This window comes from Pseudomonas sp. S3_B08, from assembly GCF_054667725.1.
The window spans coordinates 1-12,972 of sequence record NZ_CP162750.1; the positions used below are offsets into that span (position 1 = coordinate 1).

Below are 12,972 nucleotides of genomic sequence, written 5' to 3' on the forward strand. Positions count from 1 at the left end.
CATTGTGCTCCGGTGCTTGTCGCTTGCTGCTACGGGTCTCGAAGCAGACCCCGTTTAACCCCGATTTGTCTCCCCACTTCTCGGGGTTTCTTTTGCCCGGCGTTTGCCCTGTGCGCAGTTTTCTGCTCGAAAACCAAACCTCCAGCGTTGTTCAAATGGCCCCGTCTTCGCGCAGCCGAGCGATTTGCGCCGCGTCGTAGCCCAGATCGCCAAGCACCTGCGCATTGTGTTCGCCAAGCTGCGGTCCGACCCATTCGGACGAGCCCGGCGTTTCCGACAGCTTCGGCACGATGCCGGGCATCTTGAAATCCTTGCCGTCCGGCAGCTTGGCATGCAGGAACATCTCCCGCGCCAGGTATTGCGGATCGTTGAACATGTCCTCGGCGCTGAAGATCCGGCTGACCGGTACGTCGGCCTGATTGAGCAAGTCGAGAACGGTCTGCAGCGGTAAGGAATTGACCCAGCGATCAATCACGCCATACAACTCGTCCCGGCGACTGTCACGTCCGTCGTTACTGGCCAGCACCGGGTCGTTGGCAAGATCTGCGCGGCCAATCACGAGCATGAAGCGTTTGAAGATCGCATCACCATTGGCGCCGATCTGTACATGTTTGCCGTCGGCACTGGTGTGGATCGAAGAGGGCGTGATGCCCGGCATGATGTTACCGCTGCGCTCGCGGATGAAACCGAAGACGTCGAACTCCGGCACCATGCTTTCCATCATCGCGAAGATAGCTTCGTACAGCGCAACGTCGACCACTTGGCCCAGTCCGCCATTGACCTCGCGATGACGCAGCGCCATCAGTGCACCGATCACGCCCCACAGCGCGGCAATCGAATCGCCGATGGAAATCCCGGTGCGCACTGGCGGCCGGTCTTCGAAACCGGTGATGTAACGCAAACCGCCCATGGATTCGCCGACAGCGCCGAAGCCGGGCTGATCTTTCATCGGCCCGGTCTGACCGAAACCGGAGAGGCGCACCATCACCAGTTTCGGGTTCAGTGCGTGCAGGGTTTCCCAGCTCAGACCGAGTTTTTCCAGGACGCCGGGGCGGAAATTCTCGATGAGGATGTCGGCTTCGCCCAGCAGTTGTTTCAGGATCGCCAAACCGTCGGGGTGTTTCAGATTGAGGGTCAGCGACTTCTTGTTGCGCGCCTGGACAAACCACCACAACGAGGTGCCTTCGTACAACTTGCGCCATTTGCGCAGGGGATCGCCGCCGTCCGGCGATTCGATCTTGATCACTTCGGCGCCGAATTCGCCGCAAATGCGCGTGGCAAACGGCCCGGCAATCAACGTACCCAATTCAATGACTTTCAGACCCGAGAGCGGTTTGCTGGTGAACGGCATGCGAAATCCTGTAGGACAAGGCTGAACGGATACAGGGTTTTAACATAGCCGGCTGTCAGACGCCGCAGCTGGATTGCCATCAATTCGATGATTGCCTGTGGCATCGGTTAGACTTGCCGACTTTCCTCGTATCAAGAAGCCCGTTCATGGCACAGCCGTCCACTACCTACAAATTCGAACTGAACCTCACCGACCTCGACCGCAGCGTCTACGAAAGCGTCAAGCAGACTATCGCCCGTCATCCTTCGGAGACCGAAGAACGCATGACTGTGCGGCTGCTGGCCTACGCGCTCTGGTACAACGAGCAGCTGTCGTTCGGCCGTGGTCTGTCAGACGTGGATGAACCGGCCTTGTGGGAAAAGAGCCTGGACGACCGTGTCCTGCACTGGATCGAAGTCGGCCAGCCGGATGCCGATCGCCTGACCTGGTGCTCGCGCCGCACCGAACGCACCAGCCTGCTGGCCTACGGCAGCCTGCGTGTGTGGGAAACCAAGGTGATCCCGGCGATCAAGAACCTGAAAAACGTCAACATCGCCGCCGTCCCGCAAGAAGTGCTGGAGACCCTGGCCAAGGACATGCCCCGCGTCATCAAGTGGGACGTGATGATCAGCGAAGGCACGATCTTCGTCACCGACGATCGCGGTCAGCACGAAGTCCAGTTGCAATGGCTGCAAGGTGAGCGCGGCTGAGGTCGCGACACCGCTGATATTTCCCACGAATCAAAGAGAAGCCTCCGTCGCCCCATGCGTATCGAACCTCGTGAATTGCCTGCCACGCTGCCTTTCCTCGGTGATCTGCCGCCACTGCTGACCCGCCTGTACGCGGCGCGGGGCGTGCAGTCGGAGGCGGAGCTGGACAAAAGTCTGGCGCGCTTGATCCCGTTCCAGCAGCTCAAAGGCATCGATGCGGCGGTTGACCTGCTGGTGACGGCATTGGAGCAACGCCAGCGCATTCTGATCGTCGGCGACTTCGACGCGGACGGCGCCACCGCCAGCACTGTCGGTGTGCTCGGTCTTCGCCTGTTGGGCGCGGCGCATGTCGATTACCTGGTGCCGAACCGCTTCGAATACGGCTACGGCCTGACGCCGGAAATCGTCGAAGTCGCGCTGACCCGTGAACCGCAATTATTGATCACCGTCGACAATGGTATTTCCAGTGTCGAAGGCGTCGCGGCGGCCAAGCGCGCCGGACTGAAGGTGTTGATCACCGACCACCATTTGCCCGGCGATGAACTGCCGCAGGCTGATGCGCTGGTCAATCCGAATCAGCCGGGCTGCGAATTTCCGAGCAAAGCGCTGGCCGGCGTCGGGGTGATCTTTTACGTACTCATGGCGTTGCGCGCGCGTCTGCGCAGCCTCGGCTGGTACGAGAGCAAGCCACAACCGAACATCGGCGAACTGCTCGATCTGGTGGCGCTGGGCAGCGTCGCCGACGTGGTGCCGCTGGATGCCAACAACCGCATTCTTGTGCATCAAGGGCTGGAGCGGATTCGCGCCGGCCGGGCACGGCCGGGGATCAAGGCGATTCTCGAAGTCGCCAAGCGAGAGGCTGCGCGGATCACTTCCACCGACCTGGGTTTCATCGTCGGCCCGCGCCTGAACGCCGCCGGACGTCTGGACGACATGAGCCTGGGCATCGAATGCCTGCTCACGGCCGACGCCAATCTGGCGCGGGAAATGGCTGCGCAACTGGACGGCATGAACCAGGATCGCAAATCCATCGAGCAGGGCATGCAGCGTGAAGCGCTGGCGCAGCTCAAGGATCTGCCGGTCGAGTCGATGCCGTTTGGTCTGTGCCTGTTCGATCCGGAGTGGCATCAGGGCGTGATCGGCATCCTCGCCTCGCGCATGAAAGAGCGCTATTTCCGCCCGACCATTGCCTTCGCCGATGCCGGTGATGGTCTGCTCAAGGGCTCCGGTCGCTCGGTGCAGGGCTTCCATATTCGCGATGCGCTGAGTGTGGTCGCGGCGCAGCATCCGAACCTGATCGCCAAGTACGGTGGTCATGCGATGGCCGCTGGTCTGACCTTGCCGCAGGAGAATTTTCAGCTGTTCGCCGAGGCATTTGACGCTGAAGTGCGTAGGCAACTTCGCGAAGAAGACCTCACCGGGCGCATGTTGTCGGACGGCACGCTGGCCGTTGAAGAGTTTCATCTCGAACTGGCTCGCGCCTTGCGCCAAGCCGGGCCGTGGGGGCAGCATTTTCCCGAGCCGCTGTTTCACGGTGTGTTTCAACTGGTCGAGCAGCGCGTGGTCGGCGAACGGCATTTGAAAGTGGTGCTGAAAAGCGAATGCGGTTCGGTGAAGCTCGATGGCATCGCGTTTGGCATTGATCGCGATGTGTGGCCGAACCCGACGATTCAATGGGTTGAACTGGCTTACAAGCTCGACGTTAACGAGTTTCGTGGCAACGAGACTGTGCAGTTGATGATTGCTCATATCGAACCGCGCTGAAGATCAAAAGATCGCAGCCTTCGGCAGCTCCTACAGGGGATCGCATTCCTCTGTTGGAGCTGCCGAAGGCTGCGATCTTTTCTGGAACCCCCAAGATCCCCCGTTGTCGACTAGGCTCTAAGCACTGCTTGATTGGCCTTGTGACGTCTTGTCGAATTTTTGCCCGCGGGGGCGGGTGCTGCACCCTTTTTCTGTCACTCGTCGACTTTTCAAACAGAACCCTGGAGCCTGCCCACTGATTCGAGAGGTGCCCCATGAGTCTGCTGCTTGAACCCTTTACTCTTCGCCAACTGACCCTGCCCAACCGCATCGCCGTGTCGCCGATGTGTCAGTACTCCAGCGTCGACGGCCTGGCCAACGACTGGCATCTGGTGCACTTGGGCAGCCGCGCGGTGGGCGGTGCCGGTCTGGTTTTTACCGAAGCCACGGCGGTTACCGCCGACGGACGCATCACCGCCGAAGACCTTGGACTGTGGAACGACGAACAGATCGAACCGCTGCAACGCATCACTCGCTTCATCACCGCCCAGGGCGCGGTCGCCGGTATTCAACTGGCCCACGCCGGGCGCAAGGCCAGCACCCACCGGCCGTGGATCGGCAAGCATGGCAGTGTCAAACCCGAGGACGGCGGCTGGACCCCGGTCGGGCCATCGCCGATTGCTTTCGACCCGCAGCACACCCAACCCAAGCAGCTGGATGAAGGGCAGATCGCCGAAGTGATCCAGGCCTTTGTCGACGCGGCAAAACGCGCGCTGACGGCGGGTTTCAGCGTGGTCGAGGTGCATGCTGCGCATGGCTATCTGCTGCATCAGTTTCTCTCGCCGCTGAGCAATCAACGCCGCGATCAGTACGGTGGTTCGTTCGAGAATCGTATCCGTCTGGTGCTGCAAGTCACTGAAGCGGTGAGGGCGGTATGGCCGGAGGAATTACCGGTGTTTGTCCGCGTCTCGGCGACCGATTGGGTCGAAGATGGCTGGAATCCGGATGAGACCGTGGAGCTTGCGCGCCGCCTTCATACGCTGGGCGCCGATCTCATTGACGTGTCTTCAGGAGGGACTGCTGCAAACGCGGAAATCCCGGTTGGACCCGGATATCAGACGCGCTTCGCCGAGCGTGTGCGCAAAGAGTCAGGCATCGCCACCGGTACTGTCGGAATGATTACCGAGCCGGCCCAGGCCGAGCACATTCTGCGTACCTGTCAGGCCGATATCATTTTCCTCGCCCGAGAGCTGCTGCGCGATCCGTACTGGCCGCTGCATGCCGACGATGATCTGGGTGGGCGCAAAGCGGTGTGGCCGGCGCAGTATCAGCGCGCGACCCATCGCGACCAGCCGATTCATGAATCGGATTTGCGCGATTGATTGAAGGCTGGAAAGGAAAAGCCCCTAGCCGGTGAGGGTCGGGGCTTTTCTATTCGGCACAATTTTGCGTTGTCAGGCGGGCCTCTTCGCGAGCAGGCTCGCTCCCACAATAGGAATGCGGACCCCTGTGGGAGCGAGCCTGCTCGCGAATGACGCCAGAACAGCCGCCTTAGAACCTCAAGGGTATTTACGCTTGTCCGGCGCCGGCGGGAAATACTGGTACAGCCAGGTCTCGCTCAACGTGCGGTCATTGGTGCGAATGAACAGGCGCAGTTCCACTGGCTCGACACTGTCATTGGTCGGATACCAATCGAACAGAATCCGGTAGCCCTTGATGTCATCCAGCACCAGCACGCTGAAGTCCTGCACCTTGCCGTTGGAACAGGTAATCACCGGCTCGATCCCGGTGCCCTGTGGCAGGCGCTCGAGGCCGCCACCGGTGAAGTCCACGGCAAAGCGCCGCGCCCAGACCGGCGGGTAGTGCTCACCCGGCGCCCAGCCCTCGGTGAAGCCGCCCATGCCCGAACGCGTCGCGTGCACTCGCGCCAGTGGCGTGCCGACCGGTGGCAGGGCGCTCCAGTAGAGCTTGTACCCGTAGTTCAGCGAATCACCGGCAGCCACGGGTTTCTTCGGCGTCCAGAAGGCGACGATGTTATCCAGCGTCTCGCCGGTCGTAGGAATTTCCAGCAGATCGATAGAGCCTTCGCCCCAGGCGGTTGTAGGTTCTACCCACAGGCTCGGGCGCTTGCTGTACCAGTCGACAGTGTCCTGATAGTTGGCGAATTCGTGGTCGGTCTGCACCAGGCCGAAACCCTTCGGGTCCTTGTCGGCAAATGCATTGAATTGCAGCTTTGCCGGATTGTTCAACGGACGGCAGATCCACTCGCCATTGCCGCGCCACATTGCCAGGCGATCGGAGTCGTGAATCTGCGGATGAATGGTGTCGCACATGCGCCGTTCGTGGGTGCCGCAGCTGAACATGCTGGTCATCGGCGCCACGCCCAACTGTTCGATGGTGGTGCGGGCGTTGATGTGCGCGTCGATTTCCATGACCACGCGCTCGGCCTGGCAATCGATGTCAAAGCGATAGGCGCCGGTCGCGCTCGGCGAGTCGAGCAGGGCGTAGACCACAAAACGCGTGGCGTTCTTGTCAGGCGTCTCGAACCAGAACTTGGTGAAGTCGGGAAACTCTTCGCGTTTCTTCGCGTAAGTGTCGATGGCCAGGCCGCGCGCGGAGAGGCCATATTGGCCAGTAGCATCGACCGCACGGAAATAGCTGGCGCCGAGAAACGACACCACGTCATGCCGATCCAGCTCCGGCGCCTTGAACAGCTTGAAGCCGGCAAAACCCAGATCGCCCTTGAGCTGCTGAGTGTCGACCGAAGTGTTCTCGTAATTGAACAGCGCCGGACGGAAATGCACCTCGCGCGCCATGCGCGTCTTCGGATCAACGCTGTACATGCGCACCGGCTGACGGAAACCCATGCCGACGTGGAAGAACTGCACGTCCAGCTGACCTTTGTTTTCCTTCCACAAGGAATGCTCGCCGTCGTAGCGGATCGCGTTGAAGTTCTGCGGAGTCATGGTCGCCAGGGTTGGCGGCAACACCTGTTTCGTATCCTGATAGGCACTGCCGGCGAGCTGCTTGGCCTGACGCTTCAACGACTCGAAATCGAAGGCCTGAGCCTCGCCATCGGCGGCGCCGCCATTGGCTGCCCAAGCGCGGGCGGCCAACAGGCCCGACGCGGAAAGACCGGTATAGGCCGCAATGGCCATGGACGCTTTGAGCAAATTCCTGCGGTGCATAAATACAACCTGTCGTGTGCAATCCAGCGCCGTTCCTGGCACCTGTCGGATCGGAAATTACGGTTCGGTCATGCCTTCGGCCAAACGCAACGGACTATAAACAGATGCCCGCTAGCTTAATCGGTTCGATTGTCGGGCAAAAAGGCTTGTTTGCGTTGCGTCACCTGGCAATGAAACAAGACATGTCTGTAATTTTTCTGACAGGGCTCTCTGATTTAGAGGGCATATCTGCTTTTTTCGATTAATTACTCTAAAAACCGCTTTTCAACGCCGATTTAATTCCTATTCTATGGGCAAGACCGGATACAAGCCTTCGTGCCGGCGGGGCACACGACGCTGCTCGAAGAGGCAGGGCGATGTGAGGTTCAGCAGTTTCTTGACTCAATAGAGAAGGACATCGTCCATGGCAAAAATACAGAGCATCACCGAAATGTTGGGCATCTTCCCTTGCTTGGGCGGCGGGCGCAGAAGACGCCGCCTCAATTCCGAAGAATTGAAACTTGTGGAGCGTTATCGAGAACTATCGGAAAGCGACCGGATCGCCATGCGCTATCTGGTGGATGCGATGCGGAGTGTTTCGCGATTCTAAGGGGGAGGGGAGAAGGGGCAGGCCGAGAAGCCTGCCCCTTTTTCATTTGCGTAACGCTCGAAACATGCCCTTCTGAGTGGCGAGCAACATCTCGAAGCACACTCACGGGGCGGTTTGGGGCACTTTCGAACTAGGCTGAGGGCCTTAGATCCGGATAACCCTTGTTTGGAGACGGAACATGAACACCCGTGGATTGCTCGATCAACTGCTCAAGTCCGGGCAGGAAATGCTGCAGAACAAGACTGGTGGCGCTTCCAACAAGTCGGCTGCCAGCGGACTGGGCGGTTTGCTCGGTGGCTCGTCTGGCTCCAGCGGCCTCGGCGGCCTGCTGTCCGGCGCGGGCGGCGGCGCATTGGCCGCGGGCGCGATGGGCCTGCTGCTCGGCAACAAAAAAGTCCGCAAGGTCGGCGGCAAAGTCGCCATCTACGGCGGCCTCGCCGCGCTGGGCGTACTGGCTTACAAGGCCTACGGCAACTACAACGCCCAAAAAGGCAGCGCACCCCAACGCGAACCACAAACCCTCGACCGCCTGCCACCCGCGCAAGTCGAAGAACACAGCCAGGCCATCCTCAAAGCCCTGGTCGCCGCCGCCAAGGCCGACGGCCACATCGACGAGCGCGAGCGCGAACTGATCGAAGGCGAATTCACCAAACTCGACAACGACCAGGAGCTGCAACACTGGCTCCACGCCGAACTCAACAAACCACTCGACCCCACCGACGTCGCCCGCGCGGCAAGCACGCCGGAAATGGCGGCGGAGATGTACATCGCCAGTGTGATGCTGGTGGATGAGGAGAATTTTATGGAGAAGAGTTATCTGGATGAACTGGCACGGCAGTTGAAGCTGGAGCCGGGGTTGAAGGTGGAGTTGGAGAGGCAGGTGCGGTTGGCGGCAGATTGATTCTATGGGGTGAGAAATCGCAGTGTTGTGCTGCGATTTTTCCTGTGTCGCTTATTGAGGCGTCAATACAGATTTAGCTCGGAAAGCCGTTTTTAATCTTTTTGATTCGTGAACAATGATGTAATCAAGCCTCAATCATAAAATCTTCAATTCTTTCAATGAATTCGATTTTGCTTTTGGTTCTGAATTCACCTAGAAACTTTTCGGAGTTTTTGATTGGCTCACCTCTTCTATCGTATTCGATCGTTAGCATATCAATCACAAATTCTCCGTCGGGATCCCCTTCGGGCTCGACTCTCATGTCAAAGCAATGGCCGGTACTCTGGCGGACTCCTCCGATCAGTACCGAACTAGAGAACCAGTTGCAAGTCTCCGGTGTCAGCTCCACCTCAAACAGATTGTTGATTGTTATTGTCCAGCCGCTTGGTACTCGGATGGGTTGGAGTTTGTATTCGAGTTTTGATCTCATTGGGTCTCTCCGAATCTTTGCATTCGTGAATACTTTGCTCTGATCATTCAAACGATAATCGTGCTTACTGCAGCGTTGAATAAATGCGCTGGCAAGTATCAATTTTTTTTACTTTAATTTGTATTCGAATTTTTCATCTAAGCCCAGGGATATGTCCTGATTTTCTGTTTGCTCGAATATAAATATCATTTTTTTAAAAGTTTCGCCCATGCTTTGTTCAGATTCTTTCGAATTTTTCCATACTATTTCAATCGGACGCTCCACGTCCGTACTGAGCAAATCCCACAGAGAATTTAGGTTGTTTCCATAGTACTGAGCCCAAAAAAATGCAGAAGCTATCCGCTTGTGGAAATCCTGCTCGGAAGAAATGGATAGGCCGTCAAGTTCAATTATCATTCAGGTTATTTCCACTTTCCTATTGGGCTGACAGCGCCCATCCGCTCTGAGCAGCCTGCCTTAAGAAAAGGGGACAGATTTATATTCAGTTTGAAGAAAGAAATCTGTCCTCTTTTACTCAGTCCCTTTTGCTCAGAAGACAAAGCGACCACATGATCGCTCTGTCTTCAGAGATGAATTAGACCTCCTGCCGCCAAGCGGAAAACGTGATCACTGTGCCGGCTTCTTTTCTATTGGTGATTTCTACTTTATAGGTACCACCATTGATGCGGCCTTCAACGAGCGCTTTGCGCTCGTTGCCGCTGACTTCGGCGTCCTTTGCATGTTGCTGATAGAAGTCGATAACATCCGCGTATTCGGTAAAAGTCCTGAGAATGACCTCATATTCATGCTGAGGGCGTCCGGCTATTTTGTCCCAGTCACCGTCAATTGACGTGCCCTCCATACCCGGTGTCGTAAAGACACCGTGAGCGCCGGCGCCAATCAAGTGAGCTCGCTGCGGAAGCAACGGCAGCATCGCTTTTGGAAAATCGGAAGGTAATTGAGCCGCAGTCCAGGCTCCCTGTTTCGGCTGAGTCACGATGTACTCAACGTGGGCAATCTTCTGCGCAGCGGCTCGGCGTTCTGGATCGTCACTCTCCGCCCACAGCGCCATCATAGGAGGCAGTTGCTTACTCCAGGGGATCAAAGCATCGGCGTCAGACTTGCCGGCGCCTTCTGGCTGGAAAATAGTCAGCACGGTTTCCGGCGCATCGTTACAAGTCAATGGTTCCTCGCGAGACTTGACGATGCAGTGGCCATTGACCAGTCCTACGGCGAGCAACTGCCCCTTGTCGTCCAGCAGCAATGCGGCGCGCTCGAACCCGTTGTTACCGTCGTCCATGGCAGTGATCATTTTTCTGCCGGGAGGCACACCATCAACAAAAGTCGACATTTCTGAGTCGAGCGCTTCAAGAACCTGCTGCACGATCATCGTATTGTCATTGGTGTAACTTCCGGTTTGGTAGCCAAAAAAATCAACGAGTGCAGAGCGAACCGCCGGGTCTTGGTTGAGCTTGTGAGCCCGTTCTGGACTGGCTTCGTTTGTAAGCAACAAGACAGTTGTGCCGTCGGGACGTTGTTCGGATCGTAGTGACAGCGCGCTTGCGCTTAGGGAGAAGGTAAGGGCTAGAAGCAAGGTGAGAGTGCGGCTTAAGTGTTTCAAGATAACAGTCCTTTGATTATTTAATCCGTGAGAGTGGTCGCAGAGATTTGATCTGGTGATTATGCGTTGAGCATAAGTTTTCTGTTTTTCATTATTCTTGAATGGAGAGTTTAAGTTGACAGTCGCCTTGAAGGTTTCAGTGACGTATTTTTCACGCATATCAGGCGGCTCAGCAGATTTCTTCGTACAGCTAAGCATTCAAGGCTTCCAGAATTCAATTCCCTCCACATGACGCTCTATGTCATCCATGTCATCCTCGCCAAGAGTTGAGTCAAAGTTTTTGCTGATAATTGTTCTGATTTTTGCTAGTCGCTGAGTTACGTTTTCATTGTCAATGAACTCGGTTGTAGCTTTTCGATATTCTTCAACCGGTTTGTCGCTATAGTAACTTCCCATTTTATGTAGGGAAATCATGATGAATTCAATATTTGCGAGTGCTTCCAGAGCATCTTCGCCAGTCAGTATGATTTTCTTGTTTTTTTCTAACATTATTTTCTCCGAGTAAAAGTTGGGTTCTCTAATTTTAAGTTTCCTTTAATGGTCAGCTCCATAGTTCCATACCTAGGGTTTTTAACCCATTCGAGCTGCGAGTCAGGTACGTCTGTCTCAATGTAATCCCGGCCGCGGCCTCTGCCAATTTGGTATTTTTCTTCAGCATCAAGCTGGCTCAGCGGCTTCTTGTTGGCGGGTTCGACGTAAACACGATTGTTATCCTGAGCTTGGATTACACCATCGCTTTCCATACCAGTAGAGCCTTTTCTGTTGGTGTAGTGCCGGACACGAGTAGTACTTTCTCCGCGAGGGACGGGGGAAGGTGTCGCTGGTTCGCCTTCGTTGACCTTGGCTTTTTCGGAAGGGTTACCGATATCGCCCTTAGATTTAGCTTTCTTCTGTGGACATTCGCTACTCAACCCCAAAGGATCCACCCACCCAGTAGGGTTAGGCACGTACTGGTAGCTATTCAACCCGCCCGCAAGCTTGATCGGATCCGGCGTCAAGAACCGGCCAGTCCCCGGATTGTAGTAGCGGTGGCGGTTGTAATGTAAGCCTGTCTCGGCGTCGAAATACTGACCCTGAAAACGCAGCGGGTTATCGATTTCGTTGACGTCCAGCGCGGCGAGGTTGCCATAGGCGCGGTACTTCGCCGACCACATGATCTCGCCGCTGTAGTCGGTCAGTTCCTGCGGCGTGCCGAGGTGGTCGAGTTGGTAATAGAACGGGGCCGCTTTTAGCGGGCCTTCGCCGTCGAGCATTGCCAAGGGTCGGAAGCTGCCCGGTTCGTAGATATAGCTGCGGTAGCGGTTCTTGGCGCTTTCGGCGATGAGGCGTTCGCCTTGCCAGAGGAATTCAGTGGTGTGGCCGTCGACGGTTTTCTCGATGCGGCGGCCGAAGGCGTCGTATTTGTAAGATGCGGTGCTGCCTCCCGGCAGGCTGACGCCAATCAGGCGGTGTTGGCAGTCGTAGCGGTATTCGGTGATGAGCTTTTGGCCGGTGCCGCGACGCTCGCGGATCAGATTGCCGTAGGCGTCGTAATCGTAATGGCGGTCGCCTTGTATCAGCAGGCGATTGCCTTTGACGTTGGCGAGGTTGGCTGCGGGCAGGTCATTCTGGCCGAGGAGGTTGCCTGCCGGGTCATGGGCGAAGCTCTCTGGTATGGCGCCGCGTACGCTGATCAGGCGATCCAGTGGATCGTAGTGATAGCTGCGGTTGCCTTTGCGGCTGTCGTTAATGCCGGCGAGGTTGCCGTTGGCATCGTAGTTGTAGCGACGCTGGAACAGGTGCTTGTCCCGCTGGCTCACGCTGTGCGCTTGCAGGCGGCCCTGTTCATCGTATTGGTATTGGCTGAGTAACAGACCTTGCTGGCGCTGTTGTTCGCGACCGGCGTTGAACTGGTGGCTGGTCAGGCGTGAGCCATTGAGGTCGATGCTGCTCAGGCGTCCACCGGACAAATGACGGTAATCGAGCGTGCAGCCATCCGGCAGACGGCAGTGGCTAAGTTGGCCGACGCTGTCGTATTCGTAGCGCAAGGAGCCCCAGACTTGGTGTTCCTCGATGAGTTGGTCTGCAAGTCATATTTATAGGCGAAAGGCTAACGACCGTCGTCGACGCTGGCTAGTCAACGCGAGCTCGTCGATCCATTAAATTTTTACTTTATTCAATGTATGGTCTAACGCTTTTTCAAGATCGGCCCAGGTTTTGGCCGTTTCGGTGTATATAGGCGATGCCCAATTTTGATTTGCTATTAATGAGATTCTGAAGGCGCCGTGTTCACTGAATTCGGGATACCAACCAATGTCTATTGTTTGCTCGTGCGGGAGTAGCGCTTGCAAAAGATCCTCCCTTAATTCATCTGTAATGAGCGAAATATCCGATCCGACTAGGCTGGATATTTCGTCAAAAGTTATCTTGCCACCAAGTTTTTTTATGTTTTCAAGATTCATA

At 56.6% G+C, this 12,972-nt stretch carries 12 protein-coding genes and 1 pseudogene; 5 read left to right on the top strand and 8 right to left on the bottom strand.

Translation table 11 applies throughout. The features are described from left to right. Positions 1 to 151: 151 nt before the first annotated feature. Positions 152 to 1,351 (bottom strand): CaiB/BaiF CoA transferase family protein, encoded by a 1,200-nt coding sequence (locus tag AB4N73_RS00005; protein WP_406228346.1) that lies wholly within the window; start codon positions 1,349 to 1,351, stop codon positions 152 to 154. Between the two features lie 146 nt (positions 1,352 to 1,497). Here AB4N73_RS00005 and AB4N73_RS00010 point away from each other — a divergent pair, with 146 nt between their 5' ends. The 3 genes from AB4N73_RS00010 (at position 1,498) to AB4N73_RS00020 (ending at position 5,165) form a co-directional block, all read left to right on the top strand. Next, positions 1,498 to 2,040 carry a YaeQ family protein gene (locus AB4N73_RS00010; protein WP_007908961.1) on the top strand — a complete coding sequence of 181 codons (543 nt, stop codon included), beginning with the start codon at positions 1,498 to 1,500 and terminating at the stop codon, positions 2,038 to 2,040. Between the two features lie 54 nt (positions 2,041 to 2,094). Then, positions 2,095 to 3,804: a single-stranded-DNA-specific exonuclease RecJ gene (recJ, locus tag AB4N73_RS00015; RefSeq protein ID WP_460142765.1), complete on the top strand. Its 1,710-nt coding sequence runs from the start codon at positions 2,095 to 2,097 to the stop codon at positions 3,802 to 3,804. 254 nt (positions 3,805 to 4,058) lie between these two features. Beyond that, positions 4,059 to 5,165, top strand: a complete 1,107-nt coding sequence (locus tag AB4N73_RS00020; RefSeq protein WP_039759093.1) for an NADH:flavin oxidoreductase/NADH oxidase — start codon at positions 4,059 to 4,061, stop codon at positions 5,163 to 5,165. Between the two features lie 177 nt (positions 5,166 to 5,342). Here AB4N73_RS00020 and AB4N73_RS00025 read toward each other — a convergent pair whose 3' ends face one another. Continuing rightward, positions 5,343 to 6,971, bottom strand: coding sequence for a glucan biosynthesis protein D (locus AB4N73_RS00025; RefSeq protein ID WP_460142766.1), 1,629 nt, complete (start codon positions 6,969 to 6,971; stop codon positions 5,343 to 5,345). 403 nt (positions 6,972 to 7,374) lie between these two features. On the opposite strand from AB4N73_RS00025, the gene AB4N73_RS00030 reads away from it, so the two are divergent. Next, a complete protein-coding gene (locus AB4N73_RS00030) occupies positions 7,375 to 7,560 on the top strand; it encodes a hypothetical protein (RefSeq protein WP_041478186.1) in 186 nt (61 codons plus the stop codon). Between the two features lie 178 nt (positions 7,561 to 7,738). Next, entirely contained in the window at positions 7,739 to 8,461 is a 723-nt protein-coding gene (locus tag AB4N73_RS00035) for a tellurite resistance TerB family protein (RefSeq protein WP_095180453.1), read from the top strand. A gap of 124 nt (positions 8,462 to 8,585) precedes the next feature. On the opposite strand, the gene AB4N73_RS00040 is transcribed toward AB4N73_RS00035, so the two are convergent. The 6 genes and pseudogenes from AB4N73_RS00040 to AB4N73_RS00065 all read right to left on the bottom strand — a co-directional run bounded on the left by AB4N73_RS00040 (position 8,586) and on the right by AB4N73_RS00065 (position 12,971). After that, positions 8,586 to 8,930, bottom strand: a complete 345-nt coding sequence (locus AB4N73_RS00040) for a hypothetical protein (RefSeq protein ID WP_460142767.1) — start codon at positions 8,928 to 8,930, stop codon at positions 8,586 to 8,588. A 108-nt stretch (positions 8,931 to 9,038) separates the two neighbouring features. After that, a complete protein-coding gene (locus tag AB4N73_RS00045; protein WP_256810784.1) occupies positions 9,039 to 9,326 on the bottom strand; it encodes a barstar family protein in 288 nt (95 codons plus the stop codon). 178 nt (positions 9,327 to 9,504) lie between these two features. Further along, entirely contained in the window at positions 9,505 to 10,728 is a 1,224-nt protein-coding gene (locus AB4N73_RS00050; protein ID WP_256810787.1) for a hypothetical protein, read from the bottom strand. Then, positions 10,729 to 11,019, bottom strand: a complete 291-nt coding sequence (locus AB4N73_RS00055) for a hypothetical protein (RefSeq protein ID WP_041478181.1) — start codon at positions 11,017 to 11,019, stop codon at positions 10,729 to 10,731. Beyond that, a pseudogene (locus AB4N73_RS00060) lies at positions 11,019 to 12,646 on the bottom strand (RHS repeat-associated core domain-containing protein); the annotation flags it as partial. The gene AB4N73_RS00055 and the pseudogene AB4N73_RS00060, both read right to left, overlap by 1 nt. A 22-nt stretch (positions 12,647 to 12,668) precedes the next feature. Further along, complete coding sequence (locus tag AB4N73_RS00065; protein WP_041478175.1) at positions 12,669 to 12,971, bottom strand: hypothetical protein; 303 nt, start codon at positions 12,969 to 12,971, stop codon at positions 12,669 to 12,671. Between the last annotated feature and the right edge of the window lies 1 nt (position 12,972).

What these genes read in the sequence shown, in the direction of transcription:
- AB4N73_RS00055 (WP_041478181.1), bottom strand. Translation starts at nt 11,019, where the DNA reads ATGTTAGAAAAAAACAAGAAAATCATACTGACTGGCGAAGATGCTCTG.
- AB4N73_RS00050 (WP_256810787.1), bottom strand. Translation starts at nt 10,728, where the DNA reads ATGCTTAGCTGTACGAAGAAATCTGCTGAGCCGCCTGATATGCGTGAA.
- recJ (WP_460142765.1), top strand. Translation starts at nt 2,095, where the DNA reads ATGCGTATCGAACCTCGTGAATTGCCTGCCACGCTGCCTTTCCTCGGT.
- AB4N73_RS00020 (WP_039759093.1), top strand. Translation starts at nt 4,059, where the DNA reads ATGAGTCTGCTGCTTGAACCCTTTACTCTTCGCCAACTGACCCTGCCC.
- AB4N73_RS00065 (WP_041478175.1), bottom strand. Translation starts at nt 12,971, where the DNA reads ATGAATCTTGAAAACATAAAAAAACTTGGTGGCAAGATAACTTTTGAC.
- AB4N73_RS00040 (WP_460142767.1), bottom strand. Translation starts at nt 8,930, where the DNA reads ATGAGATCAAAACTCGAATACAAACTCCAACCCATCCGAGTACCAAGC.
- AB4N73_RS00045 (WP_256810784.1), bottom strand. Translation starts at nt 9,326, where the DNA reads ATGATAATTGAACTTGACGGCCTATCCATTTCTTCCGAGCAGGATTTC.
- AB4N73_RS00030 (WP_041478186.1), top strand. Translation starts at nt 7,375, where the DNA reads ATGGCAAAAATACAGAGCATCACCGAAATGTTGGGCATCTTCCCTTGC.
- AB4N73_RS00005 (WP_406228346.1), bottom strand. Translation starts at nt 1,351, where the DNA reads ATGCCGTTCACCAGCAAACCGCTCTCGGGTCTGAAAGTCATTGAATTG.
- AB4N73_RS00010 (WP_007908961.1), top strand. Translation starts at nt 1,498, where the DNA reads ATGGCACAGCCGTCCACTACCTACAAATTCGAACTGAACCTCACCGAC.
- AB4N73_RS00035 (WP_095180453.1), top strand. Translation starts at nt 7,739, where the DNA reads ATGAACACCCGTGGATTGCTCGATCAACTGCTCAAGTCCGGGCAGGAA.
- AB4N73_RS00025 (WP_460142766.1), bottom strand. Translation starts at nt 6,971, where the DNA reads ATGCACCGCAGGAATTTGCTCAAAGCGTCCATGGCCATTGCGGCCTAT.